Below are 21,594 nucleotides of genomic sequence, written 5' to 3' on the forward strand. Positions count from 1 at the left end.
CGCCCGTCGGAGATCGTGTAGTCGAAGCTGTCGACGCCGGTCTGCGACCCGGTCAGCCCGTCGAAGGCGCCGTTGTCGTCATAGTCGAAGGTCCCGTCCGCATTCAGCGTGACCAGCGCGCCCGAGGCGAGAGCCGTCGGCGTGCCCAGCGCCCCGGCCGAGCCGTTCAACGCCACCACGGAGAGCGTGTCGCTCGTGTCCGGGTCGCTGTCGGCGCCGGAGCCGTTGTCGGATTTCACCTGGCCCGACACGCCGGACCCCACGGTGGCGAAGAAGGCGTCGTCCTCGGCCTCGGGGGCGTCGTTGACCCCGGTCAGCGCCACGCTGACGGTGGCGACGTCGGTCAGCCCGTGCGGGTCGACGATGGTGTAGGTGAAGCTGTCGGTCGCGGTCTGCCCCGCGCCCAGCGCCACCGCGCCGGCGGCGCCGGTCGGGTCGTAGAACAGCGCGCCGTTCGCCTGCAGCGTGACCGTGGCGCCCGAGGCCAGCGTCACCGCCGCCCCGACCAGCCCCGCGTCGCCGTTGATCGCCGACACGGCGAAGGTGTCGGACCCGTCGGGATCGGAATCCGCCCCCGATCCGTTGTTGTCGAAGACGTTGTCCGAAAGCGTCGCGTCGGCCGAGGAGGCGTGCGCGTCGTGGCGCGCGTCCGGCGCGTCGTTGCGCCCGGTGATGGTCATGGTGACCGTCGCCGTGTCGGACTGCCCGGTCCCGTCGATCAGCGTGTATTCGAAGCTGTCGGTCGTCGTCTCCCCGACCGCCAGGTCGTTGAAGGCGCCCTGGGTCGTGTAGTTGAACGTCCCGTCCGAATACATCCGCACCGCGGCGCCCGAGGGCAGCGTGACGAGGGCCCCGATGGCGGCGGCGGAGCCGTTCATCTCGGACACCGTCAGCGCATCGCCGTCGGCGTCGGAATCCGCGCCCGAGCCGTTGTCGGCCAGCGCGTCCAGCCCGACCGCGGTCTGGTCCTCATGCACCGTGAAGGCGTCGTCATTGGCCACGGGCGCCGCGCCGGCGCCGTTGATGGTGACGGTCACCGTGGCGGTGTCGGACAGGCCGTGCGGGTCCGTCCAGGTGTAGTCGAAACCGTCGGTGTCGCTTTCGCCCGAATTCAGGGCGTCGAAGGCGCCGTTCGGGTCGTAGCTGAACGTCCCCGAGGCGTTGAGCGTCACCAGCGCGCCCGAGGCCAGCGTCACCTGCTGGCCGATATTCGCCGCGACCCCGTTGATATGGGTCACCGTCGGCGCATCGTTGGCATCGGGATCGTCGTCCGCGCCGGCGCCGTTGTCGGCGGTCACGTCGCCGTTGAGGATCGAATCCTCCAGCACGTTCACCGCGTCGTCCTGCGCGACGGGGGCGTCGTTCAGCCCGGTCACGGTGATCCGCAGCCGGCCGGTATCGGTCCCGCCATTGCCGTCGGAGACGGTGTAGTCGACGTGATCGACCACGCTCTGCCCCTGGGCCAGCGCCTCGAACGCCCCGGCGGGGTCGTAGCTGAAGCCCCCGTCGCCGTCGATCGTCACCTGCCCGCCCAGCGCGGTGGCCGTCGCGACCCCCACGGCGAGGCTGGAGCCCCCGACCTCGGTCACTTGCAGACTGTCGGTCGTGTCGGGATCGGCGTCGTTGGCCAGCACGTCGCCGGAGGCGCCCGCGGCCTCGGTGGCGGCGGCGGCGTCGTCGACCGCGTTCGGCCCGTCATTGCGCCCGGTGATGGTCAGCGTGACCGTCGCGGTGTCGGAGCCGCCCTGCCCGTCCTCGACGGTGTACTGGAAGCTGTCGGTCGCGTTCTCTCCGACCGCCAGCGCGTTGAAGGCGCCCTGGGTCGTGTAGTTGAACGTCCCGTCCGAGAACATCCGCACCGCCGCGCCGGAGGCGAGCGTCACCAGGTTCCCGATGGCGGCGATGGCGCCGTTCATCTCGGTCACCGTCAGCGGGTCGCCGTCGCCGTCGGAATCCGCGCCCGAGCCGTTGTCGTCGAAGGCGTCGAGCCCGACCGCCGTTTCGTCCTCATGCAGGGTGAAGGCGTCGTCGCGCGCGATCGGGGCGGCGTTGGTCACGCCGATATTGATGGTCACCGTGGCGGTGTCCGTCACCCCGTGCTGGTCCGACAGGGTGTAGTCGAAGCTGTCCGCCCCGCCCGAGGGGAAGGCCCCGTTCGGGTCATAGCTGAACGACCCGTCGGCATTGAGCGTCAGCAGCGCCCCGGAGCCGAGCGTGACCTCGACGCCCACCGAGGCCCCGACGCCGTCGAGCTCGGTGATCGTCAGCACGGCGTTCTGGTCGGGATCCGTGTCCGCGCCGCCGCCGGCGGCGGCGATCACGTTGCCGCTGAAGGAGGACCCGGAGACGCCCGCGAAGGTGTCGTCGGCCGCGTCCGGCGCATCGTTGGCGCCGGTCACGCGGAAGGTCACGGTGGCGGTGTCGGTCAGCCCGCCATCGTCGGTGATCTCGTAGGTCAGCGTCTCCGTCGCCACCTGGCCCTGGCCGAGATAGTCGAAGACCGAGCCGTTGTCGTAGCTGAACGACCCGTCGGAATTCAGCGTCACCGTCGCGCCCGAGGGCAGCGTGACCTGGGAGCCGACGAGCCCGGCCGAGCCGTTGACCGCGGTGATCGAGAACGGATCCCCGCCCGGATCGTAGTCCACGCCCGGCCCGTTATCGGCGAAGACGTCGCCGAAGAAGCTGGATTCGTGCTCCGACAGATGGATCGTGTCGTTGCGCGCGTCCGGGGCGCCGTTGGCGACGGTGACCTGGAACGTGTCGACCTCGACCGCGTTGGCCGCGCCCGACTGGTCGTCCACCGTCACGGTGACCGTGAACACGCCCTCCGCCCCGTAGGCATGGCTGATCGACGGGCTGGCGGAGGCCGAGGCGAAGACCGCCGGCGCCGAGCCGTCGCCGTAATCCACGGTGATCTGACGGGTGTCGGCGTCCGGATCGCCGATCGAGAGGTTGCGGTTGAGCGTCTGCCCCTCGGTGACGGTGGCGTTCGGCCCCGCCTCGAGGTCCGGGGCGTCGTTGACCGGGTTCACGGTGATGTTCGCCGCCACCACGTCGTCGGAGAACGAATTGCCGTCCGACCCGGTCCACAGGAAGCTGTCGACCCCGTTGTAATCCTGGCCGCCGGTATAGGTGAGGTTCCCCGCCAGCAGATCGGCGCGCGAGATCTCCTGACCCGGCGTCACCGGAGAGCCGGAGAGCGTCAGCGTGCCGTCGGTGGGCAGCGTGCCGATGCGGATCGCCTGCAGGCTCTGGCCCTCGGCGTCCACGAAGCCCGCGTCGAACAGGGCCGCGTCGAGCACGATGGCCGTGTCCTCGTCGCCCGAGGCCGAGACCGGGGACACGCTGGGCGCGTCGTTGCCGTAGACCTGCAGCGCGATGGACCCCTGCCAGATCACCGCGAAGCCGCCGCCGGGAATGGCCGCGATGTCGGGGCTCTGCTGGTTGCCGGTGGTCGTGGAGTTGACCACGAACTGGCTGTCCTGACGGGCCCCGCCGGCGTCGTATTGCTGGGCGAAGACGCCGTAGCCGTGGCCGTCGGCGCCGCCATGGTCGGACCAGGCGATGACGAAGCCGCCATTGTCCAACGCCTCCACCGCCGGATCGGTCTGCGTGGAGGAGCGGACGTCGTTGACCCGGAACTGGTCGGTGACCCCGGTCCCGTCCGGCGCCACGATGCGGGCGAAGACGCCTCCGCTGCTCTGGTCCGCGACGTCGTCGACCCAGGTGAAGACCAGGTTGCCGTTCTCGAGCTGGGTGACGGTCACATGGCTCTGATCGTCGGCGGTCAGCTCGTTGACCTGGAACTCTCCGCCGACCGCGATGCCGGCCGCGTCGAAGCGCTGGGCGAAGACCCCGTAGCGCGACCCGTCGGCGGAGCCCGAGGACGAATAGCTGTCCCAGGTCGCGACGAAGCCGCCGTCGTCCAGCGCGATGACCCGCGGCCGGAACTGGTCGCTCAGCGTTTCGGTGTTGACCACGAATTCGGAGCCGCCGATCCCGGCGGTGGAGAAGATCCGCCCGGTGATCCCGTAGGCCGACCCGTCGCCCGAACCGGCCGAGGTGTGGGCCGTCCAGACCGTGACGAGCGCGCCGCCCGCAAGCTGGGTGATGTCGGGCAGCTGCTGGGTGGAGGAGCCGTTCTGCTCCACCACCGTCTCGCCGGTCTGGCCGCCGGTCAGCGCCGCGCCGGCCATGTCGACCGCCGCGCCCTGGTCGTCGAAGCGCCGCGCCCTGATGCCGGTGGCGTTGTCATCGTACCAGATGACCGCGAAGCCGCCGTCGTCCAGCGCCGTGATCTTCGGCTGATACTGGTTGTTGTTGGTCTGGACGTTGATCTGGAATTCGTCCGTGGTCTCCGCCGGCAGGGCCGAGCCGTCGCGCGCCACCGGGTTGCCCAGCGCGTCCATGCGCTGGCCGTAGACGCCGTAGCCCGAACCGTCCTGCCCGCTCGACACCCACACCGCCATCAGGTCGCCGCCCGCCAGCGTCACGATCTGCGGGGTGATCACGGTCCCGGCGAAGGTCGCCACGTCGCGCTCGTCCCCCACCGGGGAGGCCGCGTCGGAGGTCGGCGTGATGTTGACCTCGACCACCACCGGGTCCGAGGCCCCGCCGTCGCCATCCGTCACCTGGATGCGCAGCAGCCGCTGCTCGAACGGGTCGTCGGAAGTGTTGCGGTAGGTCAGGTTCTCGACCAGCAGCTCCACCACCGCCGCGTCGGCGTTGGCGTTGAGCGTGATCTCGAACGGCGCGCCGGCCTGGCCGTTCTGGGCGATGGTCCCGACCACGGTCCCGTCCACCGAAACCGCGCTGCCCGCGATGGAGATCCGCGGCCCCTGGCGCAGACCGAGCTGGTCCTGGGTGAGGTCGTCGGGCGCGTTGATCTGGTCGATCAGCGGGGCCGAGGAGATGAGGTTGGACACCAGGATGGCGCCGCCGTCGAAATCGGCGGAATCCGGGTCCGACACCGCCGCCGCGCCGTTGGCGTCGATCAGCTGCGGGATGCCGTTGAGCAGATCCTCGTCATAGGTGACGGAGGCGTTGACGCCGTCCAGCACCGGGTCCCCGCCTTCGGCGAAATCGGCCGGGTCGCCGAGGATCCGGGTCAGGATGGCCCCATCCGGGTCGCCGAACGCGCCGCTGGTGTCATAGAAGGCCGTGACCACCGCGCCGCCCGTCAGCCGCGCCGCGGCGGCGTCGTACTGGTGTCCCGCCGTATGCTCATGCAGCTGGACCGGATCGTCGATCCGCGCGCCCTGGGCGTCGAACTGCTGCAGCCGCACCGGGTATTCGCCGGCCGCGTCATAGCCTTCGTAGAGCACCGCGAATCCGCCGCCCTCGGTGGCGACGAGGCTCTTCGCATACTGGTTGTTGGTCACGTGGTCGTTGACCAGGAACTCCTCGCCGCGGCGCGAGCCATCGGCGTTGAAGACCTGCGCGAACACGCCGTGATCGCCGTTGTCGATGGTGTCGTCGGCGCGGCCGGTCCAGGCGACGGCGAAGCCGCCGTCGTCCAGCGCCGCGATCTTCGGCGCGTACTGGTTGCCGCGCTCGTAGCTGTTGACCTGGACCTGCCCGCCGATCAGCGAGCCGTCCGCCGCCACCCGCTGCAGGAACACGCCGCGGTCCGAGCTTCCCCCGGTCTCGTCCCCGTATTCGTCATAGACGATGACGTAGGACCCGTCGGAAAGCGTCGCGACATCGACATCGCCGCTGGAATAATCGGCGGCCGTGACCTCGATCGGGCCGCCGACGCGGGCGCCGGTGACGTCATAGCGATCGGCCACCAGATCGTAGTGGCCTTCGGATATGTCATAGACCCGCCGCAGCACGATGACGCCGCCGGAGGGCATCTGCGCGCTCGGCTCGACCCGGTCGATGGCGACCGCGCCCTCGTTGCGGTCCAGGCCGTCGCCGATCACGAATTCCGACGTCACCGGCTGCCCGCTATCGTCGAAGACCCGCATCATCGGCGACGGGTTGGGGCCGGAGACCTGGCCCGACCCGTCGGACCACACCACCGCGAAGCCGCCGCCCGGCAGGCCCTCGACCGCGGGGGAGGTCTGCTCCCCGGCCGTGGTCTGGTTGACCTGGAACTCGCCGCCCACCGGGGCGCCGGAGGCGTCGTAGCGCTGCGCGAAGATGCCGTAGGTGCTGTCGCCGGTGGCGTCCTGGTTGTGGGACTGCCAGACGATCACGTAACCGCCGTTGTCCAGCGCCCCGACTTCCGGGGCCGACTGGGTGTCGGGGGTGTAGCTGTTCGCCCGCTCCACGTCGCCCACCGCCTGCATCCCGTCGATCTCGGGCGCGATGGTCAGGTCGATCCGCTGCAACGTCTCGCCGCCGTCGCCATCGGTCAGGCGGATGGCGAGCTCGCGGCTCGCCTCGGGGGCGTCGGAGGCGTTGTCATAGCCGATGGCGCGCAGCAGCTCGCGCAGCCGCGCCAGCGTCGCGCCGGCGCCCAGCGCCAGTTGCAGGGGCGCGCCGTCCTGGCCGTCGGACAGGATCTCCGCCACCGCGGTTCCGTCGACCGAGACCGTGGTCCCCGCCACCGTCACCAGCCCGCCCGAGATCACCCCGAGCTGGTCCTGCGCCTTGCCGTCCACCGGGCGGAACAGGTCCTGCACGGTATCGTTGTCGAGAACCTGGACCAGCAGCTCGCCGCCCGCGAAATCGGCGGAATCCGAGTCCCCCACCGTCGCGTCGGGCGCGATCCGCACCAGTCCGGCCCCGAAATCGGCCTCGTCCAGCGCGATCCCTTCGGGGATGCCCGCCAGCTCCGGCGCGGCGCTGTCCATGGGCGCCGCGACCGGGTCGAAGATCCGCTGGAACACGCCGTGGTCGTCGCCGTCGCCGGCGCTGCCGGAGTCGTCCGACGTCCAGGTCACGATCACCGTGCCGTCGGCGCGGGCGATCACGTCCGGCTCGCTCTGCGACCCGGAGCCTTCGACATTGACGACGGTCTCGCCGTCGATCCGCCCGCCATCGGCCGCGTAGCGCTGCATCAGCACGCCGTAGCCGGAGCCGTCGACCCCGCCGGAGTCGGTGAAGATCACCGTCCAGCCGCCGTCGGGCATCGCCGCGATCCGGGGCTGGTACTGGTAGCCCGCGACCGAGTGGTTGATCTGGACCTCGTCGCCCTCGGCGGCGCCGGCGGCGTCGAACTTGCGCATGATCGCCGCCGAGAGGTTGGCGTCCTGCCCGGTGCTGCGCCAGGCGGCGACGAAGCCGCCGTCGCCGGTGGCCTCCACCACAGGCTCGAACTGGCTGCTGGCGCTGGTCTGGGAAAGCTGGAACTCGCCCCCCTGCGCCACGCCGGCGCCGTCGAAGACCCGCGCGAACACGCCGTCGCCGGACCCGTCGCCCGCCGGGGCGGAATCGGCCGACACCCAGCCGACCACGAACCCGCCGCCCGCAAGCCAGGCGATCGTCGGATTGTCCTGCGCGCCGCTGGTCTGCTCGTTGACCTGCACGCCGGCGCCCTGCGCCACACCGGCGCCGGAGAACTGGCGCGCGAAGACCCCGTTGCCGCTGCCGTCGCGGGCGTTGCCGTCGACCCAGGCCGCGACGAAGCCGCCCGCATCGTCCGCGGCCAGCGCCGGCTGCGACTGGGCGCCCGGCGTCAGGTCGTTGATCACGAAGGCGTCGCCCGCGGGCTGGCCGTCATTGCCGAAGACCCGGCCCAGCAGGCCGGCCCCGGCCTCGCCGCCCGCCGCGCTCTCGGGCGCGTGGCCGGACTGGTCGTACCAGGCCACCACGAAGCCGCCGTCCGACAGCCCGACCACCGCGGGCTGATACTGATGGCCGTCGGTGAAGTCGTTGACCCGGAACTCGCCCCCCACCGGCTGACCGGCGAGGTCGTAGATCTGCCCGTAGACGCCGTAGCCGCCGCCCTCGGGGCGGTCCTGCTCGCTGCTGCGCCAGATCACGACATGGCCGATATCGTCTCCGGCCGCGTCATGCAGCACCGCGATATGGCTGTTCTGCTGGTCGTCGGTGGCCTGGGAATTGACCTGCTGCTCGCCGGCCCGCGCGACGATGTCGCTGTCGACCTCCGGGGTCACCTTCACCGTCAGGTAATGGTTGTCCGTGGACCCGCCGTCCCCGTCCGTCACCTGCGCCATGTAGAGCCGCGAGGGCTCGGGGTCATCGGAGCTGTTGGCGTAGGCCAGCCGCTCCAGCAGCGCCTCGACCCGCGCCGCGGTGGCCTGGGCGTTGAGCTCGATGCGCAGGTCCGCGCCGTTCGCCCCGTCCGAGACCACGTCGCCGATCGCCACGCCCCCGACCGAAACCTGCGTCCCCCCCGAGATCAGCGCCACCCCGGCGCCGTCGAGGAGGGTCACCTGGTCCTGCGCGTCGCCGTCGCTCGGCCCGAAGGCGTTCTCGAACCCGGCGGCGGAGCCGATGACCCGGCTGACCAGCACGTGCCCGCCGTCGAAATTCGCGGAATCCACGTCGGACAGCGACAGCGCGCCGTCGGCGATCATCAGCTGCGGGCCGGCGTTGACGACGCTCTCGTCGAAGGTCGTCTCGCCCGTGAACCCGGTCAGAACCGGCGCCGCCTCGCCCGCCGTCAGGGCGGCGCGGTCGAAGAGCCGGTTCATGACGCCGTGACCCGAGCCGTCGCCGATGGTCTCCTGGTAGGTGTCGGAGGTCCAGACCGCGGTCAGCGCGCCGCTGGACAGCACCGCGATATGCGGATCGTCCTGGTCATAGGTGCTCTGGCTGTTGAGGATCAGGTTGGGCCCGTCGAAGGTCCCGTCCGCCAGCACCTTCTGGGAGACCACCGCCTCGCCATAGCCGTCGGCGCCGGAATGGTCGGTCCAGGCCGCGAAGAAACCGCCGTCGGGATCGGCCGCCAGCGCCACCTGGTTCTGGTTGCTGGAATTGACGTTGAGCACCAGGTCGCCGGTCTGCGCGGCGCCGTCCAGCGCGTAGATGCGCGCATAGGCGCCGTCGCCGCTGGAATCCGGCCCGGTCCAGCCCACCACGAACCCGCCCGAGGGCAGCGTGGCGCTCGGCGCCAGCGCGATGATGGCCGGGTCGAACTGAGTGCCGGATTCGGAGTCGTTGATCCGGACCTGCTCGGCCCCCGCCGTGGCCCCGTCGAAGCTGACCAGCGCGCCGGTGGAATCCACCCGCTGCGCGGCGATGGCGTAGCTGGAGGAGTCGCCGTTGCGGTCCTCCCACACCACCATCACGTCGCCGTCGGCCAGCCGCGCGGCGCCCGGATACATCTGGTTGGTGTTGGTGACCGAGTTGATCTGGAACTCGGCGCCTTCCGCGGCGCCGGCCGCGTCGAAGGTCCGCCCGAAGATCCCGTAGCCCGAGCCGTCGCCGGCCGAGCCTTCGGTCTCCGACATCCACACGGCCATGAACCGGCCGTTGTCCAGCGCCACCACATCCGGCCAGGACTGGGAGCCCTGCGTCTCATGGTTGAGCAGGATCGCCGGGCCCTGCGGGACCCCGTCGGCGGACAGAATCCGGGCGTAGACGCCCCATTCGTCGCCGTCGCGATCGCTGTTGTCGTGCCAAACGACCACGATCCGCCCATCCGACAGCAGCGTCGCGCGCGAGGCGTACTGGTCGTTCTGGGAGATGTCGTTGATCTGGAACTCGGCCCCGACCCGCGCGCCCTGGGCGTTGTAGAACTGGCCGAAGACGCCTTCGCCATTGGCGTCGCTGGGCACGTCCTGGCGCTGCGAGGTCCAGGTGACCAGGTAGCCGCCGTCGCCGGTTTCGAGCACGAAGGGCTCGTCCTGCTCGTCGAGGGTGAAGGAGTTCACCGCCGTCTCCGCCGGCGTCGCGGCGTCGGCCTGCACCGGCGCGGCGGGGGCGGAGTCGTTGGTGATGTAGATGTACTGGTTGAGGTTGGTGCTGTCTCCGCCCCCGTTGGCGACGGTGATGGAGTAGTAGCGGCGCGAACTGTAGTCGCCGGTCAGCTCCAGAGTCACATGCTCCAGCAGCGCCTCGACCGCGTCGGCGGTGGCGGCGGCATTGAAGGTGATCAGCAGGTCTTCGCCGCCCACGCCGTTCTCGGTCGCGTCGAGCGTGCCGATGGCGACGCCGCCGAAGGTGACGGTGGTTCCGTCGAAACCGATCTGCCGGGGCCCCGCGCCCGCATCGAGCACCGACAGGATCATCGGCGCGGCGCCGCCGCCCGGATTGACCCGCAGGTAGCCGCCGTCGAAGGAGTCCCCGTCGAACCCATCCAGATCGACGGCCGCATCCAGGCGCACCGGGCCGGCCTGCAGCTCGGTCTCGCTGAAATAGGCGGCGTCGCCGGGGGTCCAGTCGTGGATCGACCGGCTCTCGGCGCCGGCGGTTCCGGGACGAAGATAGATGCGCACGCCGTCCGGCTCGGTCTGGCCGCCGGCGCCGTCCTGCACCAGGTAGCCGATGCCGCGATAGGTGTAGGTGATCGTGCCGTCGACGGTGTCGGAGCCGAAGGCCACCCGCTCCAGCACCTGCCTGACCGCCTCGGCGTCCGCATTGGCGTTCAGCGCGATCACAAGCGCCGCGCCGTCGACCCCGTCCTCGGTCCCGTCGATGGTCCCGATGGCGGTCCCGCCGACCCGGACCTCGGCTCCGACCACCGTCACCGGCCCGGAGGCGAGGATCGAGAGCTGGTCGTCCGCATGCATGCCGGCGGTGTAGAAGATCCGGATCAGGCCGCCGTCGAACCCGGCGCCGTCGATATCCTCGAAGGCGATGCCGTCGTCGAGCCGCACCGGCCCGGCCTGGACGTCGCTGACGTAGAGATCGATGTATTCATCGAGGTCCGACATCGCCGGCGACAGCGCGCCGGGCGCCGGATCGGACAGCACCCGGGCGCGGATCTCGCCGCTCAGGACCGCGTCGCGCCACAGGGCCAGCACGCCGCCGCCCGCAAGGCCGAGCACGGCGCCCAGGTCCTGCTCGCCGCTGGTCGTGACATTGGCCTGCCTCGCGTCGTCGATGCGCCCGCCCGCGGCGTCGAAGCGCTGGAGGTAAACCCCGTTGGAGCTGCCGTCGGGGCTGGCCCAGCCGACCACGAAGCCGCCGTCGGCGGTGGCGGACATGTCGAGATCGTAGGACGCCTGGCCGAACACGGGGTTCACCAGGAAGGCGTCGCCCTGCGCCGCGCCGGACGCGTCGTAGAGCCGGGCGTAGACCCCGGTCACGGTGTCGAGATTGTCGTCGGACAGCCAGGCGATCGCGAAGCCCCCGCCCGAGAGCCCCACCACCTTGGCGCCGAACTGGTCCAGCAGGGTCGAGGTGTTGACCTGCGTCGCCCCGCCCGCCACGGCGCCGGCGGCGTCGTAGCGCTGGAAGAACACCCCCTGCCCGTCGCCGTCAGGCCCGTCCGCGGTCCAGACCGTGACATGACCGGCATCGGTCCCGCCGGCGCCGAACAGCCCCGCGACCGAGGCCCCGGGATGCAGGGTGTGCTCCACATCCGTGGCGCTGACCAGCTGCTCGGCCCCCACCATCGCGCCGGCCGCGTCGTAGATCACCTGCCGGACCGCATAGGACGAGGCGCCGGTCGCCGCCAGGAAGCCGACCACGAAGCCGCCATCCGCCAGCGCCGAGACCTCGGGCAGCAGACGCGCGTCGGACGGGTCGCTGGAGACGATGAACTCCGCCCCGTCCGGGGAGCCGTCGGGGTTGAACCGCTGGCCGCGGATCGCGTGGACCCCGCCGCCATGATCGCTGCGCCAGACCACCACGAAATCGCCATCCGCCAGCGCCGCGACGTCGGGATCGCTCTGGTCGCCGGAGATCACGGAGTGGACCTTGAACTCGGGCCCGACGGGCGTGCCGTCCGCGGTCATCCGCTGCGCGTAGATCCCGTAATCGGCGGAGCTGTTGAGCTGGTCCTGATAATAGCTCGCCCAGACCGCGACGATGGTTCCGTCGCCAAGCTGCGCCGCCGCCGGCGAGACCTGGTTGTAATAGGAGTGGTGGTTGACCGTGGTCTCATCGCCCCAGGCCAGCGCGTCCTCGGCCGCGACGGTCACCGTGACGTCGATGAACCGCGTGACCACGTGGCCGCCGTCCCCGTCCGACAGGTCGAGCGTCAGGCGCCGGCTCGTCGACGGATCGTCCGAGACATTGGCGTAGCCCAGCGCGTTGATCACCGCCTCCACGGCCTCGACCGTCGCCGAGCCGTTGAACTGGATGGAAAGCGGCTGACCATCGCTCCCGTCGGAGATGATCGTGCCGATCACCGTGCCGTCGACGCTGACCGAAGTCCCCGCGACGCCCACAAGGCCGGTCCCGCCGACCTCTCCCGGAACCAGTCCGAGCTGATGCTGGGCGAGGGAATCCGCGCCGGTGCGCGCCCGCTCGAGGTCGCCCGCGGCCTCCATGGCCAGCGCGAGGGTCAGGACGCCGCCGTCGAAATCGGCGGAATCCACGTCGCCCACCGCCGCCCCGCCCAGCGGGTCGAGCCGCATCAGGCCGGCGTTCACGTCGGTTTCGTCGAAGGTCACGGCCTCGACCAGACCGTCCAGCTCCGGGGCCGCCTGGGGCGCGTAATCGCCGGCGTCGCCGAAGACCCGCATCTCCACCGACTCAAGCGCGCCGTCGCCCGCCGAGGCGTTCTGCGGATGGGTCCAGGCCGCCACGAAATCGCCGCCCGGCAGCGCCGCCACCGAGGGCCAGGCCTGGGCGCCCTCGGTCGCCTCGTTGATCCGGAACATCCCGTCGATCCGCGACCCGTCCGCGGCGTAGAGCTGCCCGAAGATGCCGTAGCTGGAGCCGTCGGCGCTGGTGTTCTCCTCGAAGATCACCAGCATGCGGCCGTCGCTCAGCGCCACGATCTCGGGGGATTCCTGGGTGCTGTTGCGGTAGGAATTGACCACGAACTGGTCGGAGAGCGCGGTCCCGGTCCCGTCGAAGCGACGGCCGATGACGCCGAGGCCGGAGCCGTCGATGCCGCTGTCATCCTGCCAGACCGCCCAGAAGCCGCCCGCGCCATCGGCCGCGAGGCTCGGCTCGTACTGCGTGCCCGCGGTGGTCTGGCTCAGAACCTGCTGGTCGACGATCAGGACGCCGGCCGGGTTCCAGACGCTGTAGACCACGTCGCCGCCATACCTCCAGGCCACGGCCAGCGTGCCGTCGGCGAGCACGGTCGCGCTGGGCTCGCCGGAGGCGCCGGCGGTGGCCGGGTCGATCCGGATCTCCTCGGCGCCGGGGGTCGCGCCGTCCCAGCTGACCTTCTGGCCGGCCGCGTCGTAGCGCTGGCCGTAATGCCGGTAATAGCCGCCGTCCTGGTAGTAGCTCTGCCAGAACACGTAGAAGCCGCCGGCCGGAATCGCGGCGATCTGAGCGTTGTTCTGGTCGTTGGCGATGGTGGTGTTGACCAGATCCTCGTCGCCCAGGGGCGTGCCGTCGGCCGCGAAGCGCCGCACGCGGATGCCGTCATCGGCGTCGCCCTGGCCCTCGCCCTGCCAGACCGCGGCGAAGCCGCCGCCGGCCAGCCCGACCACCTCCGGCACGTGCTGGTCGCCCACGGATTGCTCGGCCAGGCGGAACTCTCCGCCGATCCGCGCGCCGTCGGCGCCGTAGATCTGCCCGTAGACGCCCCAGCCCGAGCCGTCCTGCAAGTTCGAGGCCCAGACCGTCACCCAGCCGCCGCCGCTCAGCGCCGCGATCTCGGGCAGGCGCTGGTCGCCCTCGGCGAAGCTGTTGACCGTCTCCTGGGCCAGCCCGGTCAGCCCGCCGTCATCGACGGGCGCGATCTGGATGCGCAGATCATGGTCCACGGACACGCCGCCGTCGCCATCGGTCAGGCTCAGCGTGTAGCGGCGCAGGGCCTCGGGGTCCGAGGACGGGTTCTGGTAGCTGATCGCCTCCAGCAGCGCCTCCAGCCGCGCCCGGGTGGCGCCGGCGAGCAGCGTCAGTTCGAGATCCGCGCCCGCCTGCCCGTCCGACACCACGGTCGCCACGTCCACGCCGTCCACCCGCACGGTGGACCCGATGACGGTCACCGCGCCGCCCGCCGTCACCGTCAGGTTGTCCTGGCCGTGATCGTCGGGGGAAAGGTAGCCGTCGGCCAGGTCGCCGGTCTCATAGCGCGAGATCAGCAGCCGCCCGCCGTCGAAATCCGCGCTGTCGGGATCGGCGACCGAAGGCAGCATGTCCCCGAAGATGGAATGACCGGCCCTGGCCTCGGTCTCGTCGATCTCCAGCAGCCCGCCGAGCCCGATCAGCTCCGGCGGGGTCGAGCCGCCGACGCCCGGCGCCGCGCCGATCACCCGCGTGAAGATGCCGTAGCTCGAACCGTCGCCGGCCTCGCCGGAGGTCTGCGAGGTCCAGACCGCGACCATGGACTCGTCGCTCAGCGGCAGGATCCGGCCCTGGAACTGGGTGCTGGAGGTCTGTTCGTTGACCAGGAACTGGCCGTCGACGCGGGTTCCGTCGGCGTCGAAGACCTGCGCCGAAACGCCGTCGCCGCTGGAATCGCCCAGCGACGACAGGCCCGAGGCGCGCCAGGACACCACGAAGCCGCCGCCCGGAAGGGTCGCGATGTCGACCGCAAGCTGGTCGCCCGAGGTCAGGTCGTTGACCCGGATCTCGTCGCCCAGCGGCGCGCCCGCGGCGTCGAAGCGGCGCACGGAGACGCCGGCGCCCGACCCGTCGATGTCGTAGCTGGTCCAGGCCACGACATAGCTGCCGTCGGGATGGCTCGCCACCACCGGATAGTTCTGCGTGCTCAGCGTGTTGACGTTGAGCAGCATGTCGCCCGCGCCTTCCGGCACGCCGTTGGCCGCCACCATCCGTCCCTTGACCGACGTGCCGGAGCCGTCGCCGGCCGCGTCGTTGTCGGCCCACACCACGATGAAGCGGCCGTTGTCGAGCGCGGCGATGTCGGGCTGGCTCTGGTTGCCGACGGTCTGGGTGTTGATCACCGTCTCGCCGCCCACGGGGGCGCCGGCGGCGTTGAACACCTGCGTGGCCACCGCGTAGGAATCGCCGTCCCCGCCGCCGGCGTCGGTGGCGTTGGTCGCCCAGCCGACCACCCAGCCGCCATTGCTCAGCGCCGTCACCGTGGGCTGCGTCTGGGTGTTGTTGGTGCTCGTCTCCACCTGGAAGTCGGCGACCGTGCGCGTCCCCGTCGCGTCGTAGCGCGCCATGCGGATGACCGTGCCGTTGCCTTCCCGCCAGACGATCACGAAGCCGCCGTCGCTCAGGCCCGCGACACCGGGCATGTCCTGGTAGCCGACGGTCGCGTCGTTGACCCGGAACTCGGCGCCCCGCGGCGCGCCGTCCGGACCGTAGGCCCGCGCGTAGACGCCGTCCTGGGCGCCGTCCTGATCGTGGGAGGTCCAGGTGATGACCCAGCCGCCATCGGCCAGGCGGGCGATCGCCGGCTCATCCTGGGTGTTCGTGGTGTAATTGTTGACCTGCCGCTCGCCGAAGGCGCCGTCCGGCCCGTCGACCGAGGCCGAGATCTCGACGCGGACCGTCACCGGGTCCGAGGCCGCGCCGTCGCCGTCCTCCACCTGGATCTGGAACAGCGCCTCTTCGCGCGGATCGTCGGAGAGGTTGCGATAGGTCAGGTTCTCGACCAGCACCTCGACCCGCGCCGCGGTGGCGGAGGCGTTGAGCTCGATGATCAGCGGCGCGCCGTCCGCGCCGTCGGACGCGACCGTCCCCACCGCCACGCCGTCCACCGACACCACGCCGCCCGCCACCGTGACCGGACCGGTCTGGTCGAGCCCGAGCAGGTCCTGGCCATCGGCGTCCTGGGCTTCGAAATCGTCCTCCAGCACCGAGGCGGAGATGCGCTGCACGATCAGCCGGCCGCCGTCGAAATCGGCGGAATCCGAGTCCGACAAGGCCGCCGCCCCGTCGGCGTCGAGCCGGATGGCGCCGCTGTCGAAATCGGATTCGTCGACCGAGCGCACCGCGGACACCGCTTCCAGCTCCGGCCGGGCCGAGGCCGCGACGAAGGTCATCGGGTCGCCGATCAGGATCATCGAGATGGCGCGGTCGTCGCCATCGCCCGAGCTCCCGCTGGTCACCGAGCTCCAGACCAGCGCCAGCGTGCCGTCCGCCAGTTCCGCGACCCGGGGCACGTCCTGCTGGCCGGAGGTGTTCTGGTTGATGGCGATCTCGCCGGTGGTCGCCGCGCCGGACGCGTCGAAGCGGCGCCCGAAGATGCCGTAGGACGACCCGTCGCCCGATCCGCCGGAGGTTTCGGCGATCCAGGTGATGAAAAAGCCGCCGTCCTGGGTGGCGATGATATCGGGCTGCTGCTGGTGGGACGAGGTCTCGACATTGACCTGCACGTCGCCGGTCACCGCCGTGCCGTCGCCCTCGAACACCCTTGCGTAGACGCCATAGCCGCTGCCGTCGTCGCCCGTGATGTCGGTCCAGACCACCGCCCAGCGGCCGTCGGAGAGCCCGACCACGCGGGGCGTGTACTGGCCTGCGTCGCCGGCGTTGATCAGCGTCTCGGCCCCGATCGCGACCCCGGCCGGGTCATGGCGCTGGGCGTAGATGTTCCAGTTGCCGCCGCTCTGGTTGTAGGAGGCCCAGACCACCACGAAACCGCCGCCCGCCAGGCTGTTGGGCCCGGCGTCGGGCTCGATCACCGCCATCGAGACGTAGCGCTTGTCCTGGTACTGGTTGCCGTCATGGGTGTTGACCACGACGCTGGCGCCCTGCGCCGCGCCGGCGTCGTCGAACCGGCGGAGGTGGATGTCCTCCGCATAGGTATGCGTCCAGGCCACCGCGAAGCCGCCACCGGGCAGCGCCAGCACGTCCGGGTCGACCTCGTCCCAGGTTCCGGTGTCGTTGATCTTGAACTCGCCGCCGACGGGCGCGCCGGCGGCGTCGTAGACCTGGCCCGAGATCTGGCGGAGCCCGTCGACGAAGCTGCGCCAGATCACCACGAACCCGCCGGAAGCCAGCCCCACGACCTCCGCCTGGTCCTGGTCGCCTTCGCGGGTTTCGTTCACGATGAACTCGGCCCCGATCCGCTCCCCCTGGGCGGTGAACCGCTGTCCGACGATGCCCAGCCCGCTGCCGTCCTGCCCGGCGCTGCGCCAGACGACCACATACGTGCCGTCGCTTAAAATCGAAATGGAGGGCTGGTACTGCGCTCCAGAAGTGAAGACATTGACCAGCGTCTCGGGAATAATCGGAGCGTTCACCACAGTTCTCCCCCAAGGCGATTTTCGTCGACTGCAGCCCTGCGACGAACGCCTGCTTGAAAATCTCAGGTTGCGGGCCACACCACCCGCCTCCCGCGCAACTTAGTTGCGGACCCCCCATAGGTCGGTGAATTTTCTAACACTCGGGACCTGACCGCTCAACAATCCGTTAAGTTAGGTGAGTGAACGGATTCACCGCAAAATCGCCGCTGCTGCGCCGCAAATCCGGCATGGCCATGAATTTTTCGACGTAGCGGCAAAGTTTTGGACGGGGGGTCAAGTTCAGGCGCTGCGGCGCAGCATCGACTCCGCGCCCCCCCAAAAAATTTTGATGACGCGCGGTCCGGGCCGGCCGTCGAACGTCGCGGCGTCAGGTTTCGAGGGGCGAAGCATGAACGAGATTCGCGAGGCCCTGCGGCGACAGGCCCGGCGCCGCCCCCGGCCCGGCGCGCCGTTCACGGCCGAATTGCTTGCGGGTCTGACCGAACAACTTCCCGAAGCGACGCCGCCGCACCGCCCGGAGGAACCGGCGGGCGCCCCTCCGCGGATCTGGCCCGGCGCCCCGAACGGCGATGCGCCGGCGCGGCGCTGGACCTGACGTCACGGCCTTCGCCGAGCCTGTGGCCGCACCGGGGAGCCGACGCCCGGAGCCGAGGCCGAAACCCTCGCCCGCGCCGATGTCCACGGCCGGCGGAGCCGGTGGACGCCCCCCGTCCCCCTAACGCCCTGAGAACGCCCCGAACCTGACCCGCCCCGCGCCTTGCCATCCTCGCCCGCGTCGTCGATACCCTTTGCGTGACCGGGACGGGGGGTCCCGTCCGGGGAGGAAAGGGATCTCATGTTCCGTCTGCTGTTCTGGCTGATCGTGCTCGTCGTCGTCATCGGCCCGATCGCCTTCGTGATCGCGGCGTTCGAACCGGCGCCGGAACTGCCGCCCTCGGCCGCGCTCCGACAGGACCAGGCCCGCCAGTCCAAGGCCCTGATCAAGCGCGCCCGCGAGGTCGCGGGGGGCGAGGGCGCGCGCAGCCTGTCGGCCACCTCCGCCGAGCTCGACGGCCTGATCGCCTCCGCCGCCCGGGTCGCGCCCAGCCTGCGCGGCGTCACGCAGATCTCCTCCGACGGCATGACCGTCGCGCTCTCCGCCCAGCCGCCGCTTCTGGACGCGCTGGGCTGGATCAACTTCCGCGCCGAGATCGCGCCCTCCGAGACCGGTCTCGACGTGCAGGCGCTGCGGCTCGGGCGCATGGCGCTGCCGCCGTCGGTCACGCTCAAGGTCCTGCAATGGGTCGGGGACCTGGTCTCCGACGTGCCGATGGGCACGCTGCTGTTCTCCTCCATCGAAGGGGTGCGCACCACGCCGGGCACGGTCACGGTGGCCGTGGATGCGGGCGCAGGCGGCGAGGACTCGCTGTTGTCCCGGGTGATGGACGGCGTGCGCGACGCGGCCGGAATCTCCGACAGCGCCGACATCGCCCGGCATTACGACGCCATCGCCGCGGCCGCGGCCTCCGGCGCGCTGCCCGCCCGGGGCGAGCTGGACGCCTGGCTGGCCTTCGCGGTGAACAGCGCCCGCCAGGCCGCCGGCGACGATCCCGGCGCGGCCGAGCGCGAGCTGCGCGCCGCGGTCTCGGCGCTGGCCGCGATCTGCGCCACGCGCGGCGCCATCGAGACGGTGACCGGCGGCTTCGACTCCGCCGAGGCGGGCGCGCGCTGCAAGGACGTGAGCCTTCTGGGCCGCTCGGACCTTCGCAAGCACTTCCTGCTGTCGGCCGCATTCCAGATGGCCGGCGGCTCGGCGGTGTCCTTCGGGGCCGGCGAGGTCAAGGAGCTGGTCGACGGCTCCGGCGGCGGCTCCGGCTACAGCTTCGACGACGTGGCCGCGGATCGGGCGGGCATCCGCTGGGCGGAGGCGGCGGCGGAGGCCGCGCCGGACGGGCTGGCGGCGCTGGCCGAGGCCTCGGCCTCCGTGCGCAACTGGATGCCGTCGATCGAGGGCCTGCCCTCCTTCATGCAGATGTCGGAATTCAAGGCGAAGTTCGGCGAGGTCGACAGCCCCGCCTACAAGGCGCAGATCGAGGCGATCGACCGCCGCATCGACGCCCTGCCCCTGCACGCCGACTGAGCCGCGTCGCGGGAACGGGCGCCCCCGACGCCGGGGGGGGCGCCCCTCGCCCTGCCCTGCGCCGCGCCCGGCGAGGGCGCTGTCGGTGATCGACGACGGGCGGTTGCAATCGGTCCTCGTCTGGTATCTCTAATTGTCCGAAACGATCCGCGGCGGCGCCTGATCCTGCGCCGCGTCCCGGAGATCGGGTTCGAGGCCGGCCGGACACGCCGGGACGCCTGCGGCGCCCCGCGGCCGTTCGCGCCCTTGCCGCGCCGCGTCATATGCGCCAAGAGCCGCGCAACCGACGGCGCCAAGGGCGCCCGCGCCCCCTATACACGTCCGGAAACCCGTCTCATGGATCTTCGCAACATCGCGATCATCGCGCATGTCGACCACGGCAAAACCACGCTCGTCGACGCGCTTCTCCGCCAGTCCGGCTCGTTCCGGGAAAACCAGGCCGTCGCCGAACGCGCCATGGATTCCAACGACCTGGAGCGTGAGCGCGGCATCACCATCCTCGCCAAGGCCACCTCGGTCGAGTTCGAGGGCACGCGCATCAACATCGTCGACACCCCCGGCCACGCCGACTTCGGCGGCGAGGTGGAGCGAATCCTCTCCATGGTCGATGGCGCCATCCTGCTGGTCGACGCGGCCGAGGGCCCGATGCCCCAGACCAAGTTCGTCACCGCCAAGGCGCTGGCCCTGGGCCTGCGGCCCATCGTCGTGCTCAACAAGGTCGACAAGCCCGACGCCGACCCCGATCGCGCGCTGGACGAGGTGTTCGACATGTTCGCCGCGCTCGACGCCGACGAGCACCAGCTCGACTTCCCCGTGCTCTACGCCTCCGGCCGCTCCGGCTGGGCCGACGATGAGCTCGACGGCCCGCGCGAGGATCTCTCGGCCCTGTTCCGCAAGGTCATGGCCCATGTCGAGACGCCCAAGCAGGTCGCCAACGCCGACAAGCCGTTCTCCATGCTGGCCACCACGCTGGAAGCCGACCCGTTCCTAGGCCGCCTGCTGACCGGCCGGATCGAGACCGGGCGCATCGCCGCCGGCACCACCATCAAGGCCCTGCGCGGCGAGACCGGTGAGATCGAGCGCTTCCGCGTCTCCAAGGTCATGGCCTTCCGCGGCCTGGCCCGCCAGCCCGTCGATTCGGCCGAGGCGGGGGACATCGTGTCCATCGCCGGCCTGTCCAAGGCCACCGTGGCCGACACCCTGTGCGAGCCCGCGGTGACCGCGCCGATCAAGGCCCAGCCGATCGACCCGCCGACCATCGCGGTGACCTTCTCGATCAACGACTCGCCGCTGGCGGGCCGTGACGGCGACAAGGTCCAGTCCCGCGTGATCCGCGACCGGCTGATGCGGGAGGCCGAGGGCAACGTCGCCATCCGCATCTCCGACACCGCCGACCGCGACGCCTTCGAGGTCGCCGGCCGCGGCGAGCTTCAGCTCGGCGTGCTGATCGAGAACATGCGCCGCGAGGGCTTCGAGCTCTCCGTCTCCCGTCCCCGGGTGATGATGCGCGAAGAGGACGGCCGCAAGCTGGAGCCGATCGAGGAAGTCACCGTCGACGTGGACGACGAGTTCACCGGCCCGGTGGTCGACAAGATGTCCCAGCGCAAGGCCGAGATGACCGAGATGCGTCCCTCGGGCGGCGGCAAGACCCGCATCGTGTTCCACGCCCCCGCGCGCGGCCTGATCGGCTATCACGGCGAATTCCTCACCGACACCCGCGGCACCGGCATCATGAACCGGGTGTTCCATAGCTGGGCCGAGTGGAAGGGTCCGATCCCGGGCCGTCGCCACGGCGTGCTGATTTCCATGGAGAACGGCGATTCGGTGCCCTTCGCCCTGTTCAACCTGGAGGATCGCGGTCGCCTGATCATCGGGTCCGGCGAGCCGGTCTACCAGGGCATGATCATCGGCGAGAACGCCCGTCCCGGCGATCTCGACGTGAACCCGCTCAAGGGCAAGAAGCTCACCAACATGCGGGCTTCGGGCAAGGACGAGGCGGTGATCCTGACCACTCCGCGCCGCTTCACGCTGGAGGAGGCCATCGCCTTCATCGAGCCCGACGAGCTGGTGGAGGTCACGCCCGGAGCGATTCGCCTCCGCAAGCGCTTCCTCGACCCGCATGAGCGCAAACGCGACGCGCGAGCGGCGAATTCCGCACTCGCCTGAGGCGAATTTTCGCAAAATGAAACCTAACCGTGGGTTTTTTCGCGCTGCAGCGCAAAACAACCCACGGTGTTGCATTGTGCGCAGCTGCACATTGTTGCTAGACTTCCAAATGGCGTAACAACGTCCGGGCGGCCGCCTCGCGTATCCAGGCCTCCGCAA

4 protein-coding genes (1 of these 4 running past the window's edge) are annotated in these 21,594 nt (G+C 70.8%); 3 read left to right on the forward strand and 1 reads right to left on the reverse strand.

What is annotated here, in order from left to right:
• Positions 1-17,147: the 5' portion of a cadherin-like domain-containing protein gene (locus BLV24_RS16615; protein WP_143040342.1), read on the reverse strand. 12,223 nt of this gene lie to the left of the window's left edge; 17,147 of the gene's 29,370 nt are visible here — the first part of the coding sequence; the start codon lies at positions 17,145-17,147; the stop codon falls past the left edge of the window.
• Positions 17,148-17,325: 178 nt separating this feature from the next.
• Between BLV24_RS16615 and BLV24_RS21710 the strand changes: the two genes are divergently transcribed.
• From BLV24_RS21710 to typA, 3 genes are all read left to right on the forward strand, one after another.
• On the forward strand, positions 17,326-17,745 hold the full coding sequence (locus BLV24_RS21710; protein ID WP_143040343.1) for a hypothetical protein: 420 nt from the start codon (positions 17,326-17,328) through the stop codon (positions 17,743-17,745).
• A 240-nt stretch (positions 17,746-17,985) separates the two neighbouring features.
• On the forward strand, positions 17,986-19,269 hold the full coding sequence (locus BLV24_RS16620; protein WP_092683847.1) for a hypothetical protein: 1,284 nt from the start codon (positions 17,986-17,988) through the stop codon (positions 19,267-19,269).
• Between the two features lie 336 nt (positions 19,270-19,605).
• Complete coding sequence (gene typA, locus BLV24_RS16625) at positions 19,606-21,435, forward strand: translational GTPase TypA (RefSeq protein ID WP_092683849.1); 1,830 nt, start codon at positions 19,606-19,608, stop codon at positions 21,433-21,435.
• The last annotated feature ends 159 nt before the right edge of the window (positions 21,436-21,594 follow it).

It is taken from the genome of Albimonas donghaensis, from assembly GCF_900106695.1.
In the GTDB taxonomy this organism is placed as follows: Bacteria; Pseudomonadota; Alphaproteobacteria; order Rhodobacterales; family Rhodobacteraceae; genus Albimonas; species Albimonas donghaensis.